This window comes from Mycobacterium sp. RTGN6 (assembly GCF_033804605.1).
Lineage (GTDB): Bacteria > Actinomycetota > Actinomycetes > Mycobacteriales > Mycobacteriaceae > Mycobacterium.
In genome coordinates this window covers 676,641-699,728 of the sequence record NZ_JAPZKZ010000001.1, presented here as the reverse complement: position 1 = coordinate 699,728, position 23,088 = coordinate 676,641, and the positions used below count along the sequence as shown (strand labels likewise).

Here is a 23,088-nt window from a genome sequence, read left to right as displayed (position 1 = left end):
GCCTACTCGGCGGCCGCCGCGAGCGCGCGCAGGACCTCGCTCTGCCGCTCCTCGATGGTGCGGCCGATCTCCTGCAGCAGCAGCGGCTTTCGCGCCACTAGTGCCTCGACGGCCTCGCGTTCGATCTGCACGACGGTCACCTCTTCGAGCGCATAGGCGCCCGTCGTGACGGGCTCACGGGTCAGCGCGGTGGAGCCGAGGAAGTCGCCCACGTCGAGAGTGCGCACCGGAATCAATGCGCCGTCCTCTCCTCTGGCGATCAACCGGACGCGCCCGTTGACGATGAAGGTCATGCGTTTGGGGACCTGGCCGGGGAACTGGATCGCCTCGTCTGCGCCGTACCGGGTGAGCCGGACCTCGGATTGCATCTGCTGATGGTCGGTGTGGTTGAGCCGCAGGGTTGGCGCGACGATCCGCACCGCCTTCTCCAGCCGCTCGGCCGAGGCGAAGTCGTCCTCCTGGCCGTCGAGGCGCAACTCTGCGCGCCGCGCGGCGTACCAGACCCACCGCAGAAAGGTCGCCCTGGTACGGAAGTCGTCGGCCGGGGAGCGCAGGGGGATCGACGTCTTGTACTGGCCTGTGCCTGCCAGCACCGTCGACGGCAATGCACCGTCGCGCAGGTTCGGCAGCGTGTTCGCCACCCGCGTGAGCAGACCGCACACGTCGTCGGGCGGATCACCTTGTGCGAACTCGGTCACCACGGTGATGGAGTGCTCGCCGGCTGGTCGGCTCAGGTTGGCGAACGACGCACCGGCCAGCACCGAGTTCGGAATGATCTGCAGCCCACTGCCCGTGTCGATGTGGGTGGCGCGCCAGTTCACCTCGACGACGCGGCCCCGCGCTGAAGGGGTGTCGACCCAGTCGCCGATCTGAAATGGCTGCTCGAAGAGCAACAGCAGGCCGGAGATGATCTGGCCCACGGAGTTCTGCAGCGTCAGGCCCAGCACGATCGACGAGATGCCGAGCGCGGTGAACAGACCGCCGACCTTGACGCCCCAAATGTAGGAGAAGATGATCGCCAGGCCCATCGCGATCACGAGGAATCGGGCCACGTCGAGGAAGATCGACGGAATCCGCTTGCGCCAGGAGCCTTCCGGAGCTCCCTGGAACAGCGTCGCGTTCAACCCCGAGAGCACCAGCACCAGCACCACGAAGCCAAGCACCGTGGAGACGATGCGCACCGGGGTGGCCTCGGCCGACACCTCGGTGGCCTTGACGAGGAGCAGCAGCAGTGCGGCCAGCGGAAGAATGTAGTTGCGCACCAAGCCAACCGGCTTGGCGAACGCACTCCCGCGACGCGCGAGTGCAGCACGCACCTCGGTGAGGATCACCAGCCCGATGGGCAGGCCGATGGCGACGCCGATGGCCCAGTAGAACCAGCTGGAGTCGACGACCTCAGTCACGGCTGGCGCTCCGCGAGCCGCCAGATCGGTTGCGCGTCTGCGCCGACCGTCACCTCGCCCGCGGCAGTGAACTGCCTGCTATCGCGCATCGCGTCGTAGACGCGGGAGGTGACGTAGACGCCAGGCTGCGGTGAGCCGCTCTGCACCTGATAGGCGAGATCGACTGCGGAGCCCCACATGTCGTAGGCGAGGCTTGACCTTCCCACCAATCCACTGCTGACCTTGCCGGTGTCGATTCCGGCACGCAGCTTCAGCGCCTGCCCCGCCTCGCCGTTGTACCGATCGATGATTCTTTGCATCTCGACGGCGAAGTCGACCGTCCGCCGGACGTTGTCAATGCGCGGCACGTTCAGCCCGCAACTCGCGAGATAGCCGTTGCGCAACGTGCGGACCCGCTCGATGCCGAGGCCCTCGGCAGCGGCGTCGAACTGGCGCACCAACCTGTTGACGATGGCCAGCGACTCCTCGGAGTTCAGGTCGGCCGACAGCTCGTCGAGTCCGACGATGTCGGCGAAGATCACCGTCACGTCCTGGTGGTCCTGGGCGATGGTCTCCTCGCCCTCGCGGTAGCGGGCCACCACTTGCTCGGGCATCAGCGAAAGCAGCAGCCGGTCGTTCTCCTGGCGCTGCTCGTTGAGCAGGTCCTCCTTGATCGCGAGGTTTCGGCTCATGTCATTGAAAGCGACTGTCAGATCGCCGAACTCGTCACGCGACAACACCGGCAGCGTGGTGCCATAGTCACCAGCGCTGATCTGTTGGGCGCCCGCCTCGAGGCGGCGGATGGGGCGTACGAAGAGCCGCGCGAGCAGCATCGCGGCGATGCAGACCACGAAGATGATCGCCACCGTCGACAGCACCAGCGTCCTGGTGAACGCCGACACCGGCGCGAACGCCTCCGACGTGTCGATCTTGGCGATCACGTTCCAGCGCAGCCCAGGGATGTCGGCGGGGGCATAGGCCTGCAACGTCTCATGGCCGAGGTAGTCCTGCGCGATGAGGGTGCCGCGCTGGCCACGTTGGGCGAACTTGGTGGCGTCGGTCGGCACCGGCTGGACCAGCGTCGTCCCACCCCGGTTGATGGCTTCCTGGGCGACGTCGGGTGGCGTCCCGGCGTCGACGACGTCGCGCTTGTAGGCCTCGGGATCCTCGAGGAACAACCGAGAGTCCGACCTCATCAAATCGTCGGGCCCGACGATGAACGTCTCGCCCGTCTTGCCCATGCCCGATTCCTCCCAGCGCCGGTCCATCGTCATGAGCCGGTTGATCTTGGAGATCGGAAACTCAAGTGCCAGTACACCCTCGATTCTGCCCCGCGGCCCGACCGGCGACATGAACCACGCGGTCGGCTCGTCGGCAGGCTCGTAGTCGCCGAAGTCGGTGAGCCCGACGTAGTCAACGGTGTTCGAGTCGAGCGCCTGCTGATACGCGGAGGTGAGCAGGCCGCCCTTGTATGGACCGGTGAACACGTTGGTCCCGAGTTCGGGTCCCTTGTAGGCGCTGTAGACGACGTTGCCCCGGGTGTCGAGCAGCAATGCGTCCTCGAACTCGAAACGCGTGACGATCTCCCGGAAGAAGTCGTTGAACCTGGCGTTGGCGGCCGTCCAGGCGCTGCCATCCCTGGCGTCGTCGAACTTGACGGCCTGGTCCCAGTCCGTGAACGGCGCGGTGTAGTAGGCCTGAAGGTAGCGCTGCGCGGGCGAATCGGGGAGCAGCGCCTCGATGTCGACCTGCTCGCCGGTCTCGTTGTTCTCCGCCTTCGCGAACTGATTCGTGTAGTAGTCGACGAGCGACTGCTGTTGGGCCGGACTGATGGTGGCCGCGCCCAGCTGGTCGAAGCCCGCCGTGAAGGCCTCGACGGCCTGGGTGGCGGTGGAGCCGCGCGAGTAGATCACCAGGGAGTTCTTCAGATCCTCGATACCCGCCTGCAACTGGCGACTCTGCGATTGCCGAATCTCGGTCAGCCGCTCGAACGCCGACGTGCGCAACGAGTTGCGTCCGGACTGGTAGCCGATGGCGCCCACGATCGCCGCCGAGAGCACGCTCGTCAACAGCAGCATCACCAGGATCTTGGACTGGATGCTCACCCGCGACAGCACGCGGCGGCGCTCGCGCTTCGTGCGCGCGGGCGGGTCAAGGGGTGCGGGGTCCACCGACGTCGTCATCGGTTCGCAAGACTATCTTGCTGACCTCGCCGACCGTCCCCTCTTGCGAGATCCTACGGAGCGGCTCTGGTTTCGACGACGCACCAACCGTGGGGGGCGACATGCACGTGGTTCACGACGTCCTCTGCGGGAAGACTCGAGCCGGCGACCACCCGTCCGCCGCCGACGCCGAGCTCGTCCAGCGACAGGTCCAGCGCATCATCGGCGACGTTGAGTGCAACGACCAGCGCGTCGTCACCGGCCGAGGTGCGGTACACGTAATGCTCGTTGGTCAACCGCAGTGAAGTGGTGCGCGCGGTGTGCAGCCACGGGTTTCGCCTTCGCAGGCCGATGAGGTGCTGATGCAGCCGAAAGGCGTCGTGTCCGAGGTGCTCGGACTCATCTGGGCGCAAAGGGAATTCGGGCCGCACCGCGTCGTCCCCACCGAAGCGCTCCTCCTTCACGCCGCGGTATGCCCACTCGTCGCCCGCATAGACGCTCGGCGTACCCGCCGTGGTCAACAGCACGACCAGGGCGTGTTCGACGTGGCGGGGATCGTCGAGCTGACTGGCGATGCGGGTGACGTCGTGGTTCCCGATGAACGTCAACGGCACGAAGGTCTCCACGAACTCGTCGTGGCGTCGTAGCGCGTGGTCGAGTTCGTGGAAGTTCCCGTCGTTCAGGCTGCTCCAGATCGCCTTCCACAGCTCGTACTGCGTGACCGAGTCGAACGTCGTCGCCTTCACGATGCCCGCGTAGTCGCCGTGGATGACCTCACCGACGAACCAGGCCTCGGGAAACTCGTGACGAACCCGCGGGAGCACCTTCCGCCAGAAGCGCGGCGAGACGGCGTAGGCCGCATCGAGCCGCCATCCGTCGGCGCCGCGACGCAACCAGTGCGCCATGACGTCGACGACGTAGTCGATCACCTCCGGGTTGTCGTGGTTGAGCGAGGGAAGGCCGTCGTGCCCTTCGAACGTCTCGAAACCGTTGCCGCCCTGGCGGAACCACGATGCGTCCCCGCCGTCGACGGCCTCGCGGTAGCGAGGGAAGTCCGTGCCAACGTGGTTGAACACGCCGTCGAGCAGAATGCGCAGCCCGCGGGCGCGCGCCTCCTCGACGAGTCGGTCGAAGTCACCGTCATCGCCGAGGCGGGGGTCGATGCGGTAGTGATCGCTGGTGTCGTAGCCGTGGCGAAGTGAGGCGAAGATCGGTCCGAGCGCGACGCCGGACGCGCCGAGTTCCAGCGCATGGTCCAGCCACGCGGTGACTCGGCGCAACCGGTGTTCGTCAGCCGTCGGCGCGGGGTCGGCCGGGAACGCGCCGACGAAACCGAGTGGGTAGACCTGCCACCAGATGGCGTGCCGAACCCAGTCCGGCGCACTCACGGGCGGAACTTCGCCTCGTACAGTGCCTTCATCTCGTCGGCGAATTCGGGTGCCGGTCCGTCCACTGGGATTCCCGGTGCGACCGCCGTAATCGGCAACGACGCTACCGGTGAGGCCGGGCCACCCCATTCAGTCCGCCAGTCAGTCATTTGTTCGGACGACGTCGCGTAGACGATGCGCCCCAGCCCCACCCAGGCGTGCGCGGCGGAACACATGGGGCAATGCTCGCCGGAGGTGTACACGGTGGCGCGAACACGCTGGACGGGCGCCAGGTTCGACACTGCCCAGCGCGCGATGGCGAACTCGGGATGCTGCGTGGCGTCGCCGTCCTTGACGCGGTTGCGGTCCTCGAAGCGGATGACCCCGTCGCCGTCGATCAGAAGCGAGCCGAAGGGTTCGTCGCCCGCCAGTAGTGCCTCACGGGCAAGGTCCACGCAGCGACGCAGGTGGATGAGGTCGTCCGCGCTGATCGACACGGTTCGCAGTCTACGCAGCCACCCGAAGAGGGCAGGCGCGATCAGTAACCGCCGCAGGCTCGACACCGTTCACATCTGGCTGGAAGAGTTGCCGGGGTGAGCGACTTCGACCGGCACTGCAACGAGATCGTGGCGCAGGCTGGGTTGTTCGCCGATCACCTCGATGGCGCCGACGTGACCGTGCCCGTGGCGTCCTGCCCGGGCTGGAACGTCTCGCAGCTGGCCCGGCACGTCGACGGCGGGCTGCGCTGGGCACGCGACATCGTTGCGACGCGGGCGCAGGAGCCGCCGCCCGATACCGCGCTGCGCGACCTCTCCGGGGCGACGGGCGACGACCCCTCCGAGCTGGCCGCGGCACTGCGGTCGGGCGCAGCCGAACTCGCCGCGACGCTGCGCGAGGCAGGTCTCGATGCGCACATGTGGTGCCCCGTGCCGGGCGGCGGAAGTGCCTTCTACGCGCGCCGGTTCGCGCACGAGACGGCCATCCACCGTGCCGACGCGGCGCTCGCCCTCGGTGTCGACTACGTCTTGCCCGTCTTCGTCGCAGTCGATGGAGTGGAGGAGTGGCTTGAGTTGGGCGCCATGCCGTTTCACTTCGAGGTGCACCCGTGGATGCGCGAACTGCTCGGTCCGGGGCGCACCATCGCGTTGCACGCCACCGACACCGGCGACTCCTGGCTACTCGACTTCACCGGCGACGCAATCTCGTGGCGGCGAGGCGCCGACCCGGCGACGGCCACCGTGAGCGGCCCCGTCACCGGGCTGCTGCTCGCGCTCTACCGGCGCAAGCCGGTCAGCGCCTTGGCGGTCGCCGGCGACACCGCCCTCGTCGACTTCTGGCTGGAGCGAGTCGCGTTCGGCTGACCCTGGCGATCGGCGTCCGAGGCGAGGATCCTGGCAGGTGGAGTTACTCACGCAAGGAGGCGCGTATGACTCAACAAGGATCCACCCCCGCCTGGGAGCCAACCCGCGACGCGGATGCCGTCGTCCGCTACCAGATCGCTGACATCGATCGGGCGATCGCCTTTTACACCGAACACCTCGGGTTCACGCTCGCTCAGCGCAACGGACCGATTGCCATCGTTTCGCGAGGGGCGCTGCGCCTCATCCTCAGCGGACCCGGAAGCTCAGGGTCACGGACGATGCCGGACGGTAGCCGCCAGGAGCCTGGTGGTTGGAACCGGATCGTCCTTTACGTCGATGACCTTGCGACCCTTGTCGATCGGTTGCGTGATGCCGGCACGACGCTTCGCAACGACGTCGAAACGGGTCCTGGTGGCAAGCAGATCCAGATTCTGGATCCCGACGGCAATCCGATCGAACTCCATCAGGCCGCCGGCTAGCGCCACGTCAACCGCAGCAAGCGTCGGGCTCGACGTCCAGTCGGCACGCACACGACGCTTGAATCGGCACGTCGGCGCGCGCCACGGCCAGCTCGAGTTGCTTGCCGATGATCACCGCTTCGTCGTTGCGGCCCAAGCGCTTCAGGCATTCGTGATAGCCGTGAAGACTCCATACGTTGGCGGGGTGTTGACACGGCCGACTCAGCGTGGGGTCCAGCCCGAGGTCGGCGGCGTACACCGCGGCGGCCTCCTCGACGCAGCCCTGCTCGAGCAGCAGCGCACCGTAGGCGTGGCGGGTGGGCTGCATCCAGCCCCACGGCTCGTCGTAGGGCAGCGCGTCGTCGAGTTCGATCGCGCGCCGCAAACTGGCGAACGCGTCGTCGAATCTTCCTTCTCGGTAGGCGATTTCGCCGTCCAGCATCGCTTCGGCGACCGCGAGGATGTCACGGCTGGTGTTGTTGAAGAGGTAGCGCGAGTCGGGGATCCGGGCATACGCCGCCGCGAACGCCTCGCGTTCCGCGTTGGCCTGGGGGAGTTGGCCCTTCGCGGCGTGCGCCACGCCGCGCCCGTAGTGGAGCGTGGCAGCGGTGGTGCAGTACAGGTCGAGGTCGTCGGGCAACGGTTCGTCGATCAGGTCGTCCCAGCGGCCGAACCGCACCAGCACGTGCACGCGCAACGGCACGAACGCCTCGAGCCAGTCGGCCATCGGCGGCGACTCGATGGCGAGCAGGTCGGGAGTCAACTGCGCGGCGAGTTCATCGGCGGCCGCCAGGGCCGCCTCCGACTTCCCTTCGAACATCGCGGAGTACACCACGAAGTGTAGGTCGTGGGCACGGTACAGCGAATAGAAGTTGAGTGCGCCCTGCCGTTCGACGAATCGTCGATCAGCTTGCACCGCAATCTGATTCGCCACGATTGAACTGCGGTAGTCGCCGCACAGCACGTCGATGTGGCTGGGCATGTGTTGCAGGTGGCCCGCGTCGGGCACCAGGCCGCGCAGCAGGTCCGCGGCGGGCAGCGCCTCTTCCGGATGCGCCGACATCTCCATGGCGTGCAGGTAGAGGTGCAGTACGCCGGGGTGCTCGCGACCGGCCTGCGTGGCCAATGCGTCGTCGAGTATCCGCTTGGCTTCGACGACCCGTGAGCCCGGTGCGGGTTCACCGGTCGTGGTGTCCCACAGCGCCCATGCCGTCACGTTGACGAGTGCGTCCGCGGCGAGCGCCTGGACGTCGACGTCGTCGGGGTACGCCGCACCGAGCGCCACCATGGCGTCGGCGTACCCGGCATGCCCGGCGAGTAGCGCCTCGCCGTCGGCAGGATCATCGGTGGGGAAGCGGGCCGTCAGCGCGTCGATCAGACCGCGTTCGACGACCGACGCTCGGCCGGTCGCCGCCAGCCCCAGTTCCATGCGGGCCCGGGCCAACGAGGCCGCCCGGTCGACGGGGTCGAACGCCTCCCACGCCTTGTTGTAGTTGGGTCCGATGGCGTACGCGATGCCCCAGCGGGCGATGGCCAACTCTGGGTCGAGCGCCAGCGCCCGGTCGAAGCAACGGATCGACTCCTCGTGGTTGAACGCGTACGCCCAGATCATGCCGCGGTCGAACCAGACCTGCGCCTGCGGCGACGGCGTATCAATCGACCGGTGATAGGACCCGAGGTCGTAGTACGGTCCGGTCTCGTCCGGCGGAGTGGGCGGGGTGGCTACCGTCATGGCTCGCACGATAATTCAGTACTCGACGCAGCGTGCCGGATCGGATCGCCGTGGCGCCAACGGCCAGCACGCAACCCGCCGCGGCCCAGCTCCCCAACGTGACGATCGGCGTCATGGCCCCGTTGCCGCCGAAGTACTCGACGCTGCGCAGCAGTGCGACACCCGAGCCTTGCGGCACGATCGCGTTGAGCGTCGTGTAGAAGCCCGTCAGCAGCGGCTTGCCTACGGGGCCCGCGGCGGCCGCGTTGCCGACGACGACGAGGAATGCGGTCAACGCCGCGGAGGCGACGTCGCCGAACGCGGCCGCCACGCCCGTCACCGCGCCTGCGACGGCGATCGCGTACAGGAACAGCGCCCCGAACACAGCCCAGGTGTGGCCGGTGAGCGCGCCGAGCACGACGTCGACGTACAGCGTCACTCCGCCGGCGAGCACGGCGGAGTACGCCGCGAGGCTCAACGTGCGCCACGCCAGCGTGGACGGCTTGCGCACGCTACCCATCATGCGGCCGAAGATCGTCGCCCCGACGGACGCACCGATCGACAGGAAAATGACGGCGTAGAACACGACGGTGCCCTGTGGGTCGGCCGCGGTGGTCGGGGCAACGTCGGTGACGTCGGCAGTGAGGCCGGCCTTGGCGGCGATTCCGCGGCCGACGGCTTCGGCGGCGTTCGCGACGCTGCGGCCACCACCCCCTGCGACGTAGACGTCCAAGTGGCCGGGTGCATCCACGACGAATGCGGCGTCGGCCGTGCGTTGGTAGACCGCATCATGCGCGCCAGCGGCGTCGGCGACCTGGGTGACGCCGAGCGTCTCCTGCCCACGGATGCCGTCGACGAGCTGTTGCGGGCCCGCGACGGCGACGTTCAGGTGGTGCAGCGTCGGCTTGGCGAAGGCACCGGAGTAGCTGGCGATCATCGCGATGACGAACACCGCCAGCGCCGCCATGACGAGTGCCATCTTGCGAACGTCGTTGCGGGACGGCCGTTTCTCGGCCTGGTCCGGCAGTGGTGTGTGGTGCTTTCCCATGGTGGGGCCTTTCTGGGCTGTCAGTTCGTGGTGAGGCCGAGAAGCGCGTCGACGGTGTCGAGCGCGCCGGTGACCCGGCCGCGGAGGTCGGTGGCGTGGTCATTCCCCGGGTCGCTGCGCTCCTGCCCGCCGGTCGGATCTTCCATCCAGGACCGCAGCACTTCCTGGAAGCCGCCGACGAGGAAGCGGCTGACGGCGTCGGGGGCGACGTCGGCGACGCTGCCGACGATGGACATGCCCTGCGCGGCGATCTCCTCGCACGCGGGGAGCAGTTCGGCGCGGAAGGAGGCGACGACGCGCTGGGTCACCGCGCTTGGCACTACGTTTCGGTACGCATCGCGGTGTTTGGCCGCGAAGTCGAACAATCCGATGATGCGAGCACGTGCGTCGCCCGCGAGCTCGGCGGCCGCCGCGGCGAATGCCACGGCGATGGCGGTCGCCACCGCGTCGTCGCGGTCGGCGAAGTGTTGGTAGAAGACCTGCCTGCTGACACCGGCGCGGGCGACGAGGTCACCGACGGTGATCTCGTCGACGGGCCGTTCGTGCGCCATGTCGAACGCGGCGTCGCGCAACAGGGTGCGCACCCGTTCGGCGCGGGGATCGGCGCTGTGCGTGCGTGCTGCCATGAACACATCGTAAGACATTTCGTAGACAAGTGACTACGAAATGTTAGGTTAACTAAGCCACCTCTGAATCGGCGTGTGACGTGCGCCTCTTCCGTGTCAGGTAGTGAGTAGGACGGCGGTCGCCACGGCCAGGCCGATCCCCAATACGGCGGGGGCCGTCTCGACCACGCTGTCGGACGCACGGAGGTGGCTGACGACGGCGCCCACCGACAGCAGCGCGAGTCCGACGGCAGCGGCGATGCCCAACGGCGGCCACCACAGTCCGACCAGCACGCCGACGACACCAGCGAGCTCGAGCGCTCCGATCAGCCGCCACACCGTCGGGGAGATCCCGAGGTGATCGCGGATCTCCAACGAGCGCTTGACGCCAAGCAGCTTGATCGAACTGGAGAACGCGAACAGCGCGGCAAGGCAGCACGTCACTATTACCGTTGTCATGGCCATCTGGTGACAGTAGGACCTGCAGGAGATGGGAGTTGGTCGAATGATCCGCTGTGTCCGGCTGTGGACCGGCCCGGACGGGGCCTCACACGTCGAGGTCGGACGCCTCGACATGCAGACGGGTCGCAACGACGATCTGGTGTCGGCCGCGGTGACGGCGGCGCACGTGACCGTCGAGGAGACCGCGGGCGGCGGCTCGTTGGCCTGGCACACCGCACCCGTACGTCAGCTGGTGGTCACTCTGGGTGGCACGCTTCGGTTCTCGACGCGGGATGCGGAGGAGTTCACCCTCCATCCCGGCGACGTGTTGCTCGCCGAGGACACCGAGGGGTCGGGTCACCAGTGGCAGCTGATCGGCACCGACCCGTGGCGGCGCATGTACGTCGTTCTCGCGCCCGGCGCCGACGTCGCATTCGTCGCCGACTGAGCCGCAGACACACCTCCCGAGACTGCGGGGAGATCGCAATTCTCGAGGTTTTCGCGATCTCCCCGCAGTCTCGGCGGGGTTTGGGTGGCTAGTGGCCCGCCACGATGTCGGCCTCGTCGACCTCCACCGGATCCTTCGCACCCGGCAGGAAGTAGTAGATGGCACAGACGATCGCGAAGAACAGGTAACCAAGGGCCACCTGAGGATTCGCGGCCCACGCCACCTGCGGCGCGTGGATCAGTCCGATGAACGACAACGCCGCGCCGACGACCGACGCGATGGCCGCGTACAGGAACTTCTTCTCCAAGATGAACGTCACCATCGTGCCGAGGATCAGGCCGACGAGCACCGCACCCTCACCTAGCGTTTGAAGCCCCTCGTAGACGACGCCCGCCCCGTTGAGCGCCTCCATCCCGACCTTGTCTGCCGAGGTGCCCGCGGCATTCAGCGCGTTGTCGATCAGCCCACTGGCCCACTGGGCGAGGTTCGGCAGGAGCGCGGCGACCACCGCCACCGCGTGCAGCCTCGGCACGGCCTGGAACGCTTGCGCGCCGATCAGCAAGCCGATGTACAGCAGGATCGGCACGATCGCAGGAACCGGAAGCAAGGCGTCGAGGACTCCGAAAAGGCCAAGGAAGCAGAAGATTCCGACGACCACGCCACTGGCCAACGAGTAGCCGGCCCGGCCGCCTGCGTCCTTCCAGCCGGGATGGCCGATGTACACCGCGGGCGGGAAGGGCGAACCGAACGCGGAACCGACGACCGCGCCCGCACCGTCCGCGAGCAGGACGCTACGCAGGTTGTAGTTGTCGCCTGCCGCGGCGGCACTCTCGACGTTGCTCATCGCCTCGGTGAAGTTGTAGACACCGAGCGGTATCGCCGTTCCCAGCAGCGGCGCCAGGTTGGCGAGGCCGGAGAACAGCATGTCCATGCGCAGGTCCGGGATGCCGATCGCGATGTCGGACACCGCCTGCCCGACGTCGGGGGCGGACATGTACCCGCCGATCCATCCGATGGCCGTGCCGACGAGTAGCGCGGCCAAGCCGACCGGAATGCCGAACGGCAGCTTCATGTTCGTGAAGAAGCCGATGAGGATGATCGCCATCACGGGCAGGCCGATCCACGCCACCTCCCACATCTGCGCGGCGGGCCGCATCGAGATGAACGTGATGGAGATGCCCGCCAACGTGCCGAGCATGGCCGCGCGCGGCGTCAGCTTGCGGATGTACGGCCCGACGAACGCGCCGATCATCACGATCACGCCGATCATGAAGGCCCACGCCAGTCCGGCCGTCCACGCCTGCAGCGGGTCCTTGGTGTTCAAGTACACCGGCAGCATGACGACGAAAATCACGATGAACATGTGCGGCACGCTCGGCCCGTAGGGCAAAGCCGTGACATCGGTGCGGTTTTCGCGCTTGGCAAGCCGGCGCGCCAGGAACGTGTAGTAGAGGTTGCCCAGGATGAGCGCCACGCCCAACGCGGGCAGGACGGTGCCGAGCACGTCGCCCGCGGGCACGGCGATAACGCCGATCATCAGGCCCGTCAACGTCAGGACGTTGACCAGGATGTTGAACCCGAGGCCGAAGAACGCGTTGGTGTCGCCGCGCGTCCACCACGGAATGGAAAGCGCCGGAGCGTCTTCCGACTTCTCGGCAGGTGGGTCGGCGGGCGGATCGGTGACTTCTTGGGACATGGTGGGTGGTCCTCTCAGGCGGCGTTGGTGGTGATCTGCTGGAGCGCGGGGATGACCGCGGCAGTGTCGGCGACCCATCCGAAGATGCCGCCCTGGGCCTTGATCATCTCGAGGCCGATGCGCTGGAACTCCGGGAAGTACGAACCGACGCAGTCGGATACGACGAGGCACTCGTAGCCCCGGTCGTTGGCCTCGCGCGTGGTGGTGTGCACGCACACCTCGGTGGTGACGCCGGTGACTAGCAGCTGGGTGATGCCGGCGGCGGTCAGCACGTCCTGCAGCTCGGTGGCGTAGAACGCGCCCTTGCCCGGCTTGTCGATGACGACCTCACCCTCGATCGGGGCGAGCTCGTCGACGATGTCGTGCCCGTACTCACCGCGAATGAGAATGCGACCGTACTTTCCTTCGTCCCCAATGCGTTTCGACGGCGCACCACGGCTCAGCTTGGCCGGCGGGCAGTCGGACAGGTCGGGCTCGTGTCCCTCGCGGGTGTGGATCACCAGGATCCCGGCCTCGCGGGCGGCGGCGATCAGCGCGGCGAGCGGTGGGACGACCTTCAACAGCTGGTCGACGTCGTTGCCCAGGCTCGAGCCGAATCCGCCGGGCAGCAGGAAGTCGCGTTGCATGTCGATGACGATCAGCGCGGTCTTGCCCGCTTCGAGCGAGAACGCGGACGGCTCGGCGGGGATGGCGACGGACGGACTCATACGGACTCCTCGGATGTCGTGTCGGCGGGATGTGGAGTGGAGGACGGTGCGGCGCGGGTCACCGCGCGGGGTTCGTCGAGGAGCTGCGCGGCCAGGTGCAGCACGGTGTCGTCGGAGCGTGCGGCGCCGAGCAGCATTGCGCTGAAGGGTCGTCCGTCGGCGGCGACGCCGAGCGGAACGGCCACGCCAAGCAGGTCGAGCAGGTTGCCGAAGTGGGTGTAGTGGCCGAGCATCGTGTTGCAGTCGATGGGCCGGGCCAGCACCTCGTCGACGGTGAAGGTGGTGCCGATGGTGGGGACGACGAGTACGTCCATCGTCTGCCACAGCTTGTCGACCTGCGCCTTGAGTTCCTGCAGGCGTTGCAACGCCGCGAAGGCGTCCACCGCCGTGTACTTCTCGCCGCCACGGAAGATCTCGCGGACCACGGGATGGATCGACTCGGGGTGCTCGGCGAGGAAGTCGCCGAACTCGACGAGCCGTTCGGCCACCCACGGTCCCTGGTACAGCAGCGCGCCCGCGGCCAGGAACGGCTCGAGCGAGACGTCGACGATCGTGGCCTGTCGGGTGAGGTGATCCCGGAAGCCCAGGTGCGCGTCGCGCTGCTCTGCGTCGCCGAAGAACTCGAGTTCGTCGGCGGGCGGCAGCCCGACGCGGATGGGTCCGCCGCCGTATTTCGGTCCGGGGTCGCGGGACCACGCGTCGTCGTCGTCACGGGCGATCATCACGTCGAGCACCCGGTCGACGTCGTCGATGCAGCCAGCCATCACGCTGATGCAGTCCAGCGACTTGCACGCCGGGACGAGGCCGACGGTGCTGATCAGGCCTCGCGACGGCTTGTACCCGACGACGCCGTTGAGCGCGGCCGGCACGCGGCCCGACCCCGCGGTGTCCGTGGCGACGGCGAACGGAACCTGCCCGAGCGCGACGGCGAGCGCCGAGCCCGAACTCGATCCGCCGGAGATCATTTCGCCGCCGTAGACGCTGCGCGGCACGGTGTACGGCGTCCGGGTGCCGTTCAGTCCGGTGGCGAACTGGTCGAGGTTGGTCTTGCCGACGTACAGCGCGCCGGCTTCGAGCAGGCGCGCTACCGCGGGCGCCGTCGCCGTCGCGACGTACGCGTAGTCCGGACACGACAAGGTGGTCGGAACGCCCGCGACGTCGATGCTGTCCTTGACGCCGAACGGCACTCCGTAGAGCGGCAACGTCCGTGCCCCAGGCCGATTCTCGATCTCGGCGGCCGCAGCAAGGAGTTCGTCGCGAGGAACGGTCGAGAGCCAGGTGCCATCGTCTCCGCGCGCCGCGATCGAGTCCGCGACGCGCAGCGCCGTCTTGGTCGGTGAACCCGTTCCACCGGCGTGCGACGCGAGGATCTCGGCCACCGACGGGCCGATCGACGGTCCGTGTGCGTCGTAAGCCATAACTGTCGATTGTCGACAGAATGATGGCGGTCTCGGTACGGCTGTGTGTCGATCGTGTTAGCGATCGCTCGCGTGACCGTCCTCGCCCGCCTCGATGCCGAGATAGTGCAGGTGCCCGTGATCTTCGAGGGCCGCGATGACGGTGGCGGCGTCGTTGCTCTCGAGCGCGGTCAGGATCGCGTGATGGCGGGCGATCCCGTCGTCGGCCCGGTGGTGACGGGCCTCTTCCCGGAGGTTCATCGCCATCGGCAGCTGCAGCTTGAGCAGGATGGGCTCGAGCGCGATGTCCAGCTGACGGTTCTCGGCCAACTCCACGACGGTGGCGTGGAAGACGCGATGCGCGTCGTCGCGCTCCAACTCGTCGACGGCCGCGCGCATTCGGTCGAGGGCGACGCGGACGGGCCCCAGTTCGGAGGCCGGGTCGGCAAGGGGGAGCGCCAGCTCCACCGCGTGGCGTTCCAGCACGTGGCGCAGTGCGAACAGTTGAAGGATGTCCGACGTCGACCAGTCGGTGACCCGGGCCCCCCGGCGAGGAAGGTGCTCGACGAGGCCCTGCTGGCCGAGCAGGCGCAAGGCCTCCCGCAGCGGCGCCCTGCTGATGCCGAAATCGGCGCACAGCTGTTCCTCGATGATCTTCTCGCCGGGTTGCAGCGTGCCGCGCAGGATGGCGTCACGCAGGCGATGCTCGGCGACCTCGACGAGCGTCGCGGGCAGTTCGTGCCGCGAACCGTCGAGCTTGGCCACCGCCATCGCTAGTCGCCCTTCCCGTCCATTTTCGGTGCCGATTGTCGACGATCGTAGGAACTTTCCCCACCGCGCGCTTCGTTGGCCGCTGGTGGTCACGTCGACGTCTGCTTTGCCAAACATACGCACACAAGCCGAGACGCTCGTCGCGCTCGGCGTTCACGAACTCGCGGGATGGACTGCCCGCGCCCTTCTCGACACCGCCGAACCGATGCGAGATCGCCACGCGCTGTTCGTCATTGGGCCGGACCTAGTGTCGGCGTCGACGTTCGCGTCACTCGTGCGGGTGCGCGGCAAGCGCGGCTTCGTCGTCACCGACATGTCCGACGTCGACGCGTTCGACGCGGTTGTCGAATTGCCGCAAACGCCCGCCTACGTGGTCGACGGGCTCGACCGGGGTGACGACATGCTCAATTGGAGTCCGAACGAAGCCGGCCCCGCCCTCGCGGTGGCGAAGCGCACGCCGCTGACCCTCGGCGAAGGACTGCAATGGCTGCTGCATCGGCCGGACGTGCTGGAACGTGGGCGCTGCTTCATGACCATCGGCTCGAGGCGTCGCCTGCCGGACGGTTCGCTGGATGCCCGCACGCCTGCGATCTGGATCAGCAACGGCACCGGCCGCGATGGGCCAGCACACCGCAACGCCCCGAAGGTCGGGTGGTGCTGGGCAGGCAACCGGCACACGTGGCTGGGCTTCGCGTCAGCCGCGGGCCGCCGGCCGCTCGGCACGCCTGTCTGACGCCTGTGCCGAATCCAGGAACGGCACCACTTCCCGCAGCCACGCCTGCGGTTCAGACGAGAACACCACGTGCCCGGTGGGCAGCGTAGTGAATCGCGCACCGGGGATTGCCTGTGCGACGACCTTGCCCCAGCGCACCGGTGAGGTGAGATCCTTTGCCCCCCAGGTGATCAGAACCGGAGCCTTGATGTCCTTGGCGGCGCCCCGCAGGTCGTGGGCGGGCGCCGAGAAACTGCGCCACAGGGCGGCCGCGATGCGCGCGCCCTCCGGAGTCTTCGCGCGGGCGTTGACCCGCGAGACGATGGCCGCATCGGCCGCCGTCTTGGGTCGCATGTAGGTGCGCGCGAAGAAGGGCGCGCACGTGCGGATGACGACAGGCCTGCCCATCACCGCGCAGAACGCACGGCTGAACGGCGTGTGGGGCGTGAACCCGCCGGTGTTCACCAGAACCAGGCCGGCGACGCGGTCGGGTCGTTCCAACGCGATCCGACACGCGGCGTAGCCACCGACGGAGTTGCCGATGACGACGAGGTTGGTCAGGTCGAGCGTGTCGACGAACTCGACCGCCACGTCGCCGAAATCGGGGGCACCGAGCGGCGGGTCGGTAGCGGGGGAGTTCCCGTGTCCCGGCCAGTCGACGGCGATGACGCGTCTGCCCGCGGACAAAGCGTCCTGCACCGGCGCGTAGTCGCTGCTGTCGTGGAGGTTCGCGTGCAGCAGGAGCAGCGGTGGCCCGGCGCCGTCCTCGGGTGCCGAATCCGAGTAGGAGATCGTGCCGCGGGACGTCGTCACTGTGGGCATCAGCGTTCCTTTCACTGACCGGTCGGTCGGTCAGTTACACTAGCGAGGAAACCACGCACTGACAAGCAGGAGGGCGACCGTGACGGCACCGGCGAGACGTACGCAACGGACGATGGCGGCCGAGCAGACCCGGGCGAAGCTCATCGAGACCGGGCTCGTACTTGCCGAAACCCTTGGCCTCGAGGGCTTGAGCGTCAACGCCATCGTGGCCGACGCCGGCGTGTCGAAAGGTACGTTCTTCCATCACTTTCCGGACCGCACGGCCTACCTGGTGGCGGTACACCGGCGCTTCCACGACGCGCTCTCCGCCGAGTTCTGGTCGGTGATCGGCGGCCTGCCCCCGGGCCGCGAGCGGCTGGCGGCGGCGGCGCGGACGTACCTCGACGCCTGCCTGCGCGACCGCGGGGTGAAGGCGCTCTTGCTCGAGGCCCGCGGGCACCGACCCATCGCCGATGAGGTGACGGCGCGCAATCGCCGCAACGTCGACATCGTGACTGCCGACTTCGAGGCCATGGGCCGGACGCACCCACGTCAGTCGGCGCGGCTGTGGGTGGCGGCCACCGCCGAGTGCGCGTTGATGGAGCTCGAACTGGGTCGCCGCGATGACACGGCTCGGGCAGCGCTGGACGAGTTCGTCGGCTGAGCCGGTTGGGTCATCCACCGACGCAGCCAGTCGACGAGGCGGTCCGGCTCGCATCCGCCACCCGCCGCGGCCAGGTATCCGTCGGGCCGCACCAACAACCAACCCGGCGTCGGTGCCAGCTCGGGATTCCGCGCCACGTGGTGCACGGTCAGCACGTCCGCCCAGTCGCGACCAACCGGTGCGAATCGGTCCACGTCGCCCACGTCGCCCACGACGAACAACGTCGGCGTCGACACGTCGAGCAGGTCGTAGAGCCGACCCTCGGGCAACCGGACGTCGGGCACGCGGTCACCGGCACGCAAGGAGCCGATCCTGCCGCCGCCCTTGCTGATCGGGCGTCCGCGATACGTGGCGGACAGTTGCCCCAGCCGGGGCGCCGCCTTGGCCTGGACCGCCGACTTGGACAACACGAGGGGCGCGAGCCGGGTCAGCAGCGTATGTGCGACCGGGTTGGTCGAGTTGAACACCTTCGTGGCGCGTTCGGTGATGGCCACCACCTGCTTGATCACGGGCAGCCGGTCGCTCTCGTAGGTGTCGAGGAGCTCGGGGCGGGCCGTGCCACGCAGCACCATCGCGAGCTTCCAGCCGAGGTTGATCATGTCCTGGATTCCGGTGTTCATGCCCTGACCGCCCGCAGGACTGTGCACGTGGGCAGCATCCCCGCCGAAGAACACCCGGCCGGCCCGCAGCGTGTTCATGTGCCTGCTGTTGATCCGGAAGCGCGAACTCCAGTTCAATCCGTAGAGCCGCGCCGGGACGTGCACGATCCGGTCGTACAGATTCTGAATGTCCTCCAGTGACGGCTCCACGTCGTCGCCGGTGACGCCGTCGGGGTCGGTGGCCATGAACCGGAACCGGCCGTCGCCCATCGGGAACGCCGCAAGGAAACCCCTGGCGGCCAAGAAGATCGAGAGCTCGTCCTCCGGCATTGCGCCGGCGAGGCTGACGTCGCCGAGCACGTAGTTCTGCTCGATGGAGCTGCCCTCGAACGGCAGCCCCAGCGCCTTGCGGACCGGACTGTGCGAGCCGTCGGCCGCGATCACGTACGACGCAGCCGCCAGTTCCGTCCGACCATCGGTGTGGCGCAGCACCACCCGAACCCCGGTGTCGTCCTGAGTCAGGGACTCGAAGGCGACGCCGCGCTCCACCGTGACGCCCTGGTCCCGGAGTCGGTCGGCGAGCAGCCGCTCGGTCTCCGACTGGGCAAGCATCAGGATGAAGTTGTATTCGCTTGGCATGCAGGAGAAGTCGATGCTCGCCAGGTGATCGCCGTTGGCGTGGAGCGCCGTGCGATGGGCCCGGTTGCCGAGGCTCAGCAACTCGGCGGCGACGCCGCGTGGTCGCAAAAGTTCGATCGTGCGGGCCTGCACGCCGAGCGCACGCGAGGTGCTCGACGGCGCTCCTGCCTTGTCGACGATGCGGACGTCGACGCCGAGTCGGGACAGTTCGATGGCGGCGGTCAATCCGGTGGGCCCCGCGCCGATGATCAGGACTGGCGTCATCGTGCACTCCTCGGCTATGTCAACAACTGGTGACTTAGACGCTAGGCCTACGTGCTAGCCATGTCAACAGACGATGACTTAGTCTGGGCGGATGGCAACTACGAGGCCTCGCAACGCCACGGAGACCCGCGCGGACATCCTCGCCGCCGCGCGCGCCCGGTTCGGCACGGACGGCTACGAGCGAACGACGCTGCGCGCGGTGGCCGCAGACGTCGGCGTGGATCCTGCACTCGTCATCCGCTACTTCGGCAGCAAGCAGGACCTCTTTGCGGCGGCGGCCGAGTTCACCCTCGACCTGCCCGATCTGACCGGGGTCGACGTCGACCGCATCGCCGACGCGCTGCTGCCCAAGTTCTTCGCGGTGTGGGAGGACGACACCACCTTCGTTGCCCTGCTCCGCGCGGCGATGACCAGTCCGACCGCGGCCGACACCATGCGTTTGGTGTTCGCCACGCAGGTCGCGCCGGTCCTGGCGAAGATCACCCCCGATCACGCGGCGCAGCGCGTCGGCCTGATGGGCGCGTTCGTCATCGGGTTGGCCACCACGCGCTACGTACTCAAGAACCCGGCGGTCGCCGACCTCAGCCACGAAGAGCTGATCAGGTGGGCGGGCCCGGTGGTCCAACACCTGCTGGTGGGCCCCGTACCGGGCGCCGCGGAGTGATTCGACACCCGCGCTAGAACGTGTTCTAGTGCAGAGGTGCTCGAGTACACCACGGAGAACCTCACCGCCGACGAGGTCGCCAGGCTCCGGGCCGTCTACGAGCCGCTCACCCAATCGGTCCGCGAGCTGATCGACGCCACCATCCGCACCGAGGTCGACGCCGAGTCGGTCTCGGAGGCCAAGGCTGCCATCGACGCCGCGACCGCCCGCTTGCGAAGCAACCAACTCGACGGTTCGTTCGGCATCAGATTCGGCTCCGACGGTGACCAGATGCCGTGGGGCAACGCCGTGATCGGACTGCGCAACCCCACCGCGCCGCCGCTGAAGGTCGAGCAGGCGCCCGACGGCAGCGTGTCCGCCGACTTCTACTTGGGCGCCGCCTACGAAGGTCCGCCGGGCCACGTGCACGGCGGCGTCGCAGCGCTCATCCTCGACCACGTGCTTGGCGAGGCGGCCAGCTCCGCAGCCCGGCCCCGGCTGACGGGCACCATCACGATGCGCTACCTGCGCACCACGCCGTTGGGGCCGTTGCGCGTCGAAGCGAGGATCGACCGCACCGAGGGGTTCAAGACCTACGCCGTCGGTCATATCGCTGACGCCGAAGGTCACACCGTCGAAGCCGAAGGCGTGTTCATCCAACCGCGGTGGGCCCGCGACTGATTACTGCCGCGCCATCGCCAGGTTGAAGCGCTCTTCCGGCGTGATGAGGTGGTCGTGGCCGTCCTCGCCGATGTCGAGCTGCACCCATTCGATCGATCCCGTGAAGCGGTTACCGGTCGGGCCGTAGTCGGGGGACGCAGGCGAGCCGGTGTCCGAACCGACGTCGCACGCCTCGTCGGCCGAGTAACCCATCGGGATCGTCTGCTCCACCCTGCCCTTGCCGACGGGCTTGCCGTCGTAGAAGAGCGCGACGTCACCGCCCTTGGCCAGTCCGCCGCCGTCGTACGTGAACTCCATCCGCACCTGGTGCTTGCCCGCCGGAATCGGCTTCTTCGATTCCGTGATGTAGTGCTCAATGCCGAAGAAGTTGAAGCAGTACTTCAGCTTTCCCTCGTGCGCGTACAGCGACCAGCCACCGACACTGCCGCCCTGTGTAACGATCACGCCGTTGGCGCCCGATTCGGGCACGACGACGTTCGCGGTCACGGTGTAGGACTTGTTCTTCAGCGTCAGGATGCAGTTCTCGCTGACCCGCATCTTGTCGAACAGCAACTGGGTGTTGCCCCGGATCAGCTGCGGGCGGCCCGCGATGTCGGGGTTGATTCGTTCGAAACCGCGGTCGTCGAGCGGAACGACGTCGTACTTGACCGCCTCGATCAACCAGAGTCGTTGCAGCTCAGCGAGTTTCTGGGGATTCTCGGCGGCCAGGTCGTGCGCCTGCGTCCAATCGTCGGGACCGTACAACTCCCAGACGTCGGTGTCGAAGGGTGGCGGGGCGTCCGCCTTCCACGGCGTGCGGTGCTTGGTCACCGCCGTCCAACCCTGGTGGTAGATGCCGCGGTTGCCAAACATCTCGAAGTACTGCACCTCGTGGGTCTCGGGCGCCTTGCCGTCGCGCAGTGTGCCCAACATGCTGACGCCTTCCAACGGCGCCTGCGCGATGCCGTTCACCGATGTCGGCGCGGGCACGCCCGCCGCCTCCAGGATGGTCGGTGCGACGTCGATGACGTGGTGGAATTGATTGCGTACCTGCCCCTTGCCGACCGGGCCCTTCGGCCAGTGCACGATGGTCCCGTTGCGGGTGCCACCCCAGTGCGAGGCAACCTGTTTGGTCCACTGATACGGCGCGCACAATCCGTGCGCCCAACCGACCGCGTAGTGGTTGTACGCGTCCGGGGTGCCGAAGTCGTCGATCTTGGACAGCAGGAACTCGGTGGTCTCGATGCCAGGCATGCCGTTGAGCGTGGTCATCTCGTTGAAGCAGCCGTTCAGCGTGCCCTCGGCTGACGCACCGTTGTCGCCGATGATGTAGTAGATCAGCGTGTCGTCGAGGAACCCGAGCTCGTCGATGGCATCGACCACCCGGCCGACCTCGTGGTCGGTCTGCTCCAGGAACCCGGCGTAGATCTCCATCTGGCGAGCCAGCACCGGCTTGAGCTCGGCGGGCATGTCCTCCCAGGCGGGAATCTCGTCGTGGCGCTTCGTCAACTCGGCGTCCTTTGGCACCACGCCGAGCTTCTTCTGCCGGGCAATGATCTGTTCCCGCAACACATCCCAGCCGTCGTCGAACTTGCCCGCGTACTTGTCCGACCATTCCTTCGACACCTGGTGCGGAGCATGGGTCGCGCCCGGAGCGAAGTACATAAAGAACGGCTTGTCGGGCACCAGCGCCTTCTGCTGCCGCACCCACGTGATGGCGCGATCGGCCAGGTCCTCGGTAAGGCTGTAGCCCTCCTCGGGCGACTTCGGCGGCTCGACTGCGGCGGTGCCCTCGTAGAGTCCGGGGTAGTACTGGTTGGCCTCCCCGCCGACGAAGCCGTAGAAGAACTCGAAGCCCGACCCGGTCGGCCACTGGTGGAAGGGTCCGGCGGGGGAGACCTCCCACACCGGAACCTCGTGGCACTTGCCGAACTGCGCCGTCGAGTAACCGTTGAGCTTGAGGGTTTCGGCGATCGGCGCCTTCTCCTTGGGCCGGATGCTGCAGTTGCCCGGCGCCGACGTGGCCATCTCGGTGATGGCCCCCATTCCGACGGAATGGTGGTTGCGTCCGGTCAGCATCGCCTGCCGGGTGGGCGAACACAGTGCGGTGGTGTGAAATCTGCTCAGCTTCACCCCACCCGCGGCCAGCCGTTCGGCGACCGGGGTGTGACACGGGCCGCCAAAGGCCGACGACGCGCCGAATCCGACATCGTCGATCAGCACGATGAGCACGTTGGGCGCCCCCTTGGGCGGTCGCAGCTCCTTGATCGGCGGGTACTTGGTGTTCGGATCCTTCGCGTCGTACGTCGTCAATCCAACGTGCTTGGCATCGGGGATCGGAAGCTGCTCGCGCGCCAGGTGTGGCTCCGCGGCAAGCGGTTCTGGGGCTGCTGCGGCCTTCGTCGTTGCTGCGGCCTTCTTGGGGGCAGTCTTCTTGGCAGCGGCCTTCTTCTTGGGCGCGGACTTCTTGGATGTCTTCGACATGATGGCCCTTCCCTTCCGCCAACACGATTCAGCGATGGCGAGGCGGTGCATAGCCTACGTCAGTCGGG

The 23,088-nt window shown here is 67.7% G+C and carries 22 protein-coding genes; 7 read left to right on the top strand and 15 right to left on the bottom strand.

Features of this window, described 5'->3' with window-relative positions:
* Positions 1 to 2 precede the first annotated feature (2 nt).
* From SLQ33_RS03465 to SLQ33_RS03450, 4 genes are read right to left on the bottom strand one after another with little or no spacing between them, the layout of a single operon-like run.
* Complete coding sequence (locus SLQ33_RS03465; RefSeq protein ID WP_319452366.1) at positions 3 to 1,403, bottom strand: mechanosensitive ion channel domain-containing protein; 1,401 nt, start codon at positions 1,401 to 1,403, stop codon at positions 3 to 5.
* Positions 1,400 to 3,565 (bottom strand): adenylate/guanylate cyclase domain-containing protein, encoded by a 2,166-nt coding sequence (locus SLQ33_RS03460; RefSeq protein WP_319452365.1) that lies wholly within the window; start codon positions 3,563 to 3,565, stop codon positions 1,400 to 1,402. Before SLQ33_RS03460 ends, SLQ33_RS03465 begins: the two co-directional genes overlap by 4 nt.
* A 53-nt stretch (positions 3,566 to 3,618) precedes the next feature.
* Positions 3,619 to 4,932 (bottom strand): alpha-amylase family protein, encoded by a 1,314-nt coding sequence (locus tag SLQ33_RS03455; protein WP_319452364.1) that lies wholly within the window; start codon positions 4,930 to 4,932, stop codon positions 3,619 to 3,621.
* Entirely contained in the window at positions 4,929 to 5,408 is a 480-nt protein-coding gene (locus tag SLQ33_RS03450) for a nucleoside deaminase (protein WP_319452363.1), read from the bottom strand. The genes SLQ33_RS03455 and SLQ33_RS03450 overlap by 4 nt, the downstream gene beginning before the upstream one ends.
* 96 nt (positions 5,409 to 5,504) lie before the next feature.
* Between SLQ33_RS03450 and SLQ33_RS03445 the strand changes: the two genes are divergently transcribed.
* Both SLQ33_RS03445 and SLQ33_RS03440 read left to right on the top strand, forming a co-directional pair.
* Positions 5,505 to 6,272 (top strand): maleylpyruvate isomerase family mycothiol-dependent enzyme, encoded by a 768-nt coding sequence (locus SLQ33_RS03445; RefSeq protein WP_319452362.1) that lies wholly within the window; start codon positions 5,505 to 5,507, stop codon positions 6,270 to 6,272.
* Between the two features lie 65 nt (positions 6,273 to 6,337).
* Positions 6,338 to 6,751: a VOC family protein gene (locus SLQ33_RS03440; protein ID WP_319452361.1), complete on the top strand. Its 414-nt coding sequence runs from the start codon at positions 6,338 to 6,340 to the stop codon at positions 6,749 to 6,751.
* Positions 6,752 to 6,758: 7 nt separating this feature from the next.
* On the opposite strand, the gene SLQ33_RS03435 is transcribed toward SLQ33_RS03440, so the two are convergent.
* From SLQ33_RS03435 to SLQ33_RS03420, 4 genes are all read right to left on the bottom strand, one after another.
* Entirely contained in the window at positions 6,759 to 8,462 is a 1,704-nt protein-coding gene (locus tag SLQ33_RS03435; RefSeq protein ID WP_319452360.1) for a tetratricopeptide repeat protein, read from the bottom strand.
* Positions 8,383 to 9,489 (bottom strand): hypothetical protein, encoded by a 1,107-nt coding sequence (locus SLQ33_RS03430; RefSeq protein ID WP_319452359.1) that lies wholly within the window; start codon positions 9,487 to 9,489, stop codon positions 8,383 to 8,385. The genes SLQ33_RS03435 and SLQ33_RS03430 overlap by 80 nt, the downstream gene beginning before the upstream one ends.
* 20 nt (positions 9,490 to 9,509) lie before the next feature.
* Positions 9,510 to 10,115 carry a helix-turn-helix domain-containing protein gene (locus SLQ33_RS03425; RefSeq protein ID WP_319452358.1) on the bottom strand — a complete coding sequence of 202 codons (606 nt, stop codon included), beginning with the start codon at positions 10,113 to 10,115 and terminating at the stop codon, positions 9,510 to 9,512.
* A gap of 96 nt (positions 10,116 to 10,211) precedes the next feature.
* Positions 10,212 to 10,559, bottom strand: a complete 348-nt coding sequence (locus SLQ33_RS03420) for a DoxX family protein (protein ID WP_319452357.1) — start codon at positions 10,557 to 10,559, stop codon at positions 10,212 to 10,214.
* A gap of 40 nt (positions 10,560 to 10,599) precedes the next feature.
* Here SLQ33_RS03420 and SLQ33_RS03415 point away from each other — a divergent pair, with 40 nt between their 5' ends.
* Positions 10,600 to 10,983: a hypothetical protein gene (locus tag SLQ33_RS03415; protein WP_319452356.1), complete on the top strand. Its 384-nt coding sequence runs from the start codon at positions 10,600 to 10,602 to the stop codon at positions 10,981 to 10,983.
* 88 nt (positions 10,984 to 11,071) lie between these two features.
* On the opposite strand, the gene SLQ33_RS03410 is transcribed toward SLQ33_RS03415, so the two are convergent.
* The 4 genes from SLQ33_RS03410 to SLQ33_RS03395 are packed head-to-tail and all read right to left on the bottom strand — an operon-like array spanning position 11,072 to position 15,554.
* Complete coding sequence (locus SLQ33_RS03410) at positions 11,072 to 12,679, bottom strand: regulator (RefSeq protein WP_319452355.1); 1,608 nt, start codon at positions 12,677 to 12,679, stop codon at positions 11,072 to 11,074.
* A gap of 14 nt (positions 12,680 to 12,693) precedes the next feature.
* Positions 12,694 to 13,386: a cysteine hydrolase gene (locus SLQ33_RS03405; protein WP_319452354.1), complete on the bottom strand. Its 693-nt coding sequence runs from the start codon at positions 13,384 to 13,386 to the stop codon at positions 12,694 to 12,696.
* Complete coding sequence (locus SLQ33_RS03400; protein ID WP_319452353.1) at positions 13,383 to 14,804, bottom strand: allophanate hydrolase; 1,422 nt, start codon at positions 14,802 to 14,804, stop codon at positions 13,383 to 13,385. Before SLQ33_RS03400 ends, SLQ33_RS03405 begins: the two co-directional genes overlap by 4 nt.
* Before the next feature lie 57 nt (positions 14,805 to 14,861).
* Positions 14,862 to 15,554 carry a GntR family transcriptional regulator gene (locus SLQ33_RS03395; protein ID WP_319452352.1) on the bottom strand — a complete coding sequence of 231 codons (693 nt, stop codon included), beginning with the start codon at positions 15,552 to 15,554 and terminating at the stop codon, positions 14,862 to 14,864.
* A 106-nt stretch (positions 15,555 to 15,660) separates the two neighbouring features.
* Between SLQ33_RS03395 and SLQ33_RS03390 the strand changes: the two genes are divergently transcribed.
* Complete coding sequence (locus SLQ33_RS03390) at positions 15,661 to 16,287, top strand: DUF5701 family protein (RefSeq protein ID WP_319452351.1); 627 nt, start codon at positions 15,661 to 15,663, stop codon at positions 16,285 to 16,287.
* Here the strand turns inward: SLQ33_RS03390 and SLQ33_RS03385 are convergent.
* On the bottom strand, positions 16,249 to 17,088 hold the full coding sequence (locus SLQ33_RS03385) for an alpha/beta fold hydrolase (RefSeq protein WP_319452350.1): 840 nt from the start codon (positions 17,086 to 17,088) through the stop codon (positions 16,249 to 16,251). The genes SLQ33_RS03390 and SLQ33_RS03385 overlap by 39 nt on opposite strands.
* Positions 17,089 to 17,167: 79 nt before the next feature.
* Between SLQ33_RS03385 and SLQ33_RS03380 the strand changes: the two genes are divergently transcribed.
* Entirely contained in the window at positions 17,168 to 17,731 is a 564-nt protein-coding gene (locus SLQ33_RS03380) for a TetR/AcrR family transcriptional regulator (RefSeq protein ID WP_319452349.1), read from the top strand.
* Here SLQ33_RS03380 and SLQ33_RS03375 read toward each other — a convergent pair.
* Positions 17,620 to 19,233: an FAD-dependent oxidoreductase gene (locus SLQ33_RS03375; RefSeq protein WP_319452348.1), complete on the bottom strand. Its 1,614-nt coding sequence runs from the start codon at positions 19,231 to 19,233 to the stop codon at positions 17,620 to 17,622. The genes SLQ33_RS03380 and SLQ33_RS03375 overlap by 112 nt on opposite strands.
* A gap of 91 nt (positions 19,234 to 19,324) precedes the next feature.
* On the opposite strand from SLQ33_RS03375, the gene SLQ33_RS03370 reads away from it, so the two are divergent.
* Positions 19,325 to 19,897 (top strand): TetR/AcrR family transcriptional regulator, encoded by a 573-nt coding sequence (locus SLQ33_RS03370; RefSeq protein WP_319452347.1) that lies wholly within the window; start codon positions 19,325 to 19,327, stop codon positions 19,895 to 19,897.
* Positions 19,898 to 19,933: 36 nt separating this feature from the next.
* Positions 19,934 to 20,557, top strand: coding sequence for a PaaI family thioesterase (locus tag SLQ33_RS03365; RefSeq protein ID WP_319452346.1), 624 nt, complete (start codon positions 19,934 to 19,936; stop codon positions 20,555 to 20,557).
* On the opposite strand, the gene SLQ33_RS03360 is transcribed toward SLQ33_RS03365, so the two are convergent.
* Entirely contained in the window at positions 20,558 to 23,020 is a 2,463-nt protein-coding gene (locus tag SLQ33_RS03360; protein ID WP_319452345.1) for an arylsulfatase, read from the bottom strand. It lies immediately after the preceding gene.
* Between the last annotated feature and the right edge of the window lie 68 nt (positions 23,021 to 23,088).

Coding starts and splice junctions, on each gene's coding strand:
- SLQ33_RS03460 (WP_319452365.1), bottom strand. CDS start 3,565: ATGACGACGTCGGTGGACCCCGCACCCCTTGACCCGCCCGCGCGCACG.
- SLQ33_RS03440 (WP_319452361.1), top strand. CDS start 6,338: ATGACTCAACAAGGATCCACCCCCGCCTGGGAGCCAACCCGCGACGCG.
- SLQ33_RS03435 (WP_319452360.1), bottom strand. CDS start 8,462: ATGACGGTAGCCACCCCGCCCACTCCGCCGGACGAGACCGGACCGTAC.
- SLQ33_RS03430 (WP_319452359.1), bottom strand. CDS start 9,489: ATGGGAAAGCACCACACACCACTGCCGGACCAGGCCGAGAAACGGCCG.
- SLQ33_RS03425 (WP_319452358.1), bottom strand. CDS start 10,115: ATGGCAGCACGCACGCACAGCGCCGATCCCCGCGCCGAACGGGTGCGC.
- SLQ33_RS03420 (WP_319452357.1), bottom strand. CDS start 10,559: ATGGCCATGACAACGGTAATAGTGACGTGCTGCCTTGCCGCGCTGTTC.
- SLQ33_RS03415 (WP_319452356.1), top strand. CDS start 10,600: ATGATCCGCTGTGTCCGGCTGTGGACCGGCCCGGACGGGGCCTCACAC.
- SLQ33_RS03410 (WP_319452355.1), bottom strand. CDS start 12,679: ATGTCCCAAGAAGTCACCGATCCGCCCGCCGACCCACCTGCCGAGAAG.
- SLQ33_RS03405 (WP_319452354.1), bottom strand. CDS start 13,386: ATGAGTCCGTCCGTCGCCATCCCCGCCGAGCCGTCCGCGTTCTCGCTC.
- SLQ33_RS03400 (WP_319452353.1), bottom strand. CDS start 14,804: ATGGCTTACGACGCACACGGACCGTCGATCGGCCCGTCGGTGGCCGAG.
- SLQ33_RS03395 (WP_319452352.1), bottom strand. CDS start 15,554: ATGGCGGTGGCCAAGCTCGACGGTTCGCGGCACGAACTGCCCGCGACG.
- SLQ33_RS03385 (WP_319452350.1), bottom strand. CDS start 17,088: ATGCCCACAGTGACGACGTCCCGCGGCACGATCTCCTACTCGGATTCG.
- SLQ33_RS03375 (WP_319452348.1), bottom strand. CDS start 19,233: ATGACGCCAGTCCTGATCATCGGCGCGGGGCCCACCGGATTGACCGCC.
- SLQ33_RS03370 (WP_319452347.1), top strand. CDS start 19,325: ATGGCAACTACGAGGCCTCGCAACGCCACGGAGACCCGCGCGGACATC.
- SLQ33_RS03360 (WP_319452345.1), bottom strand. CDS start 23,020: ATGTCGAAGACATCCAAGAAGTCCGCGCCCAAGAAGAAGGCCGCTGCC.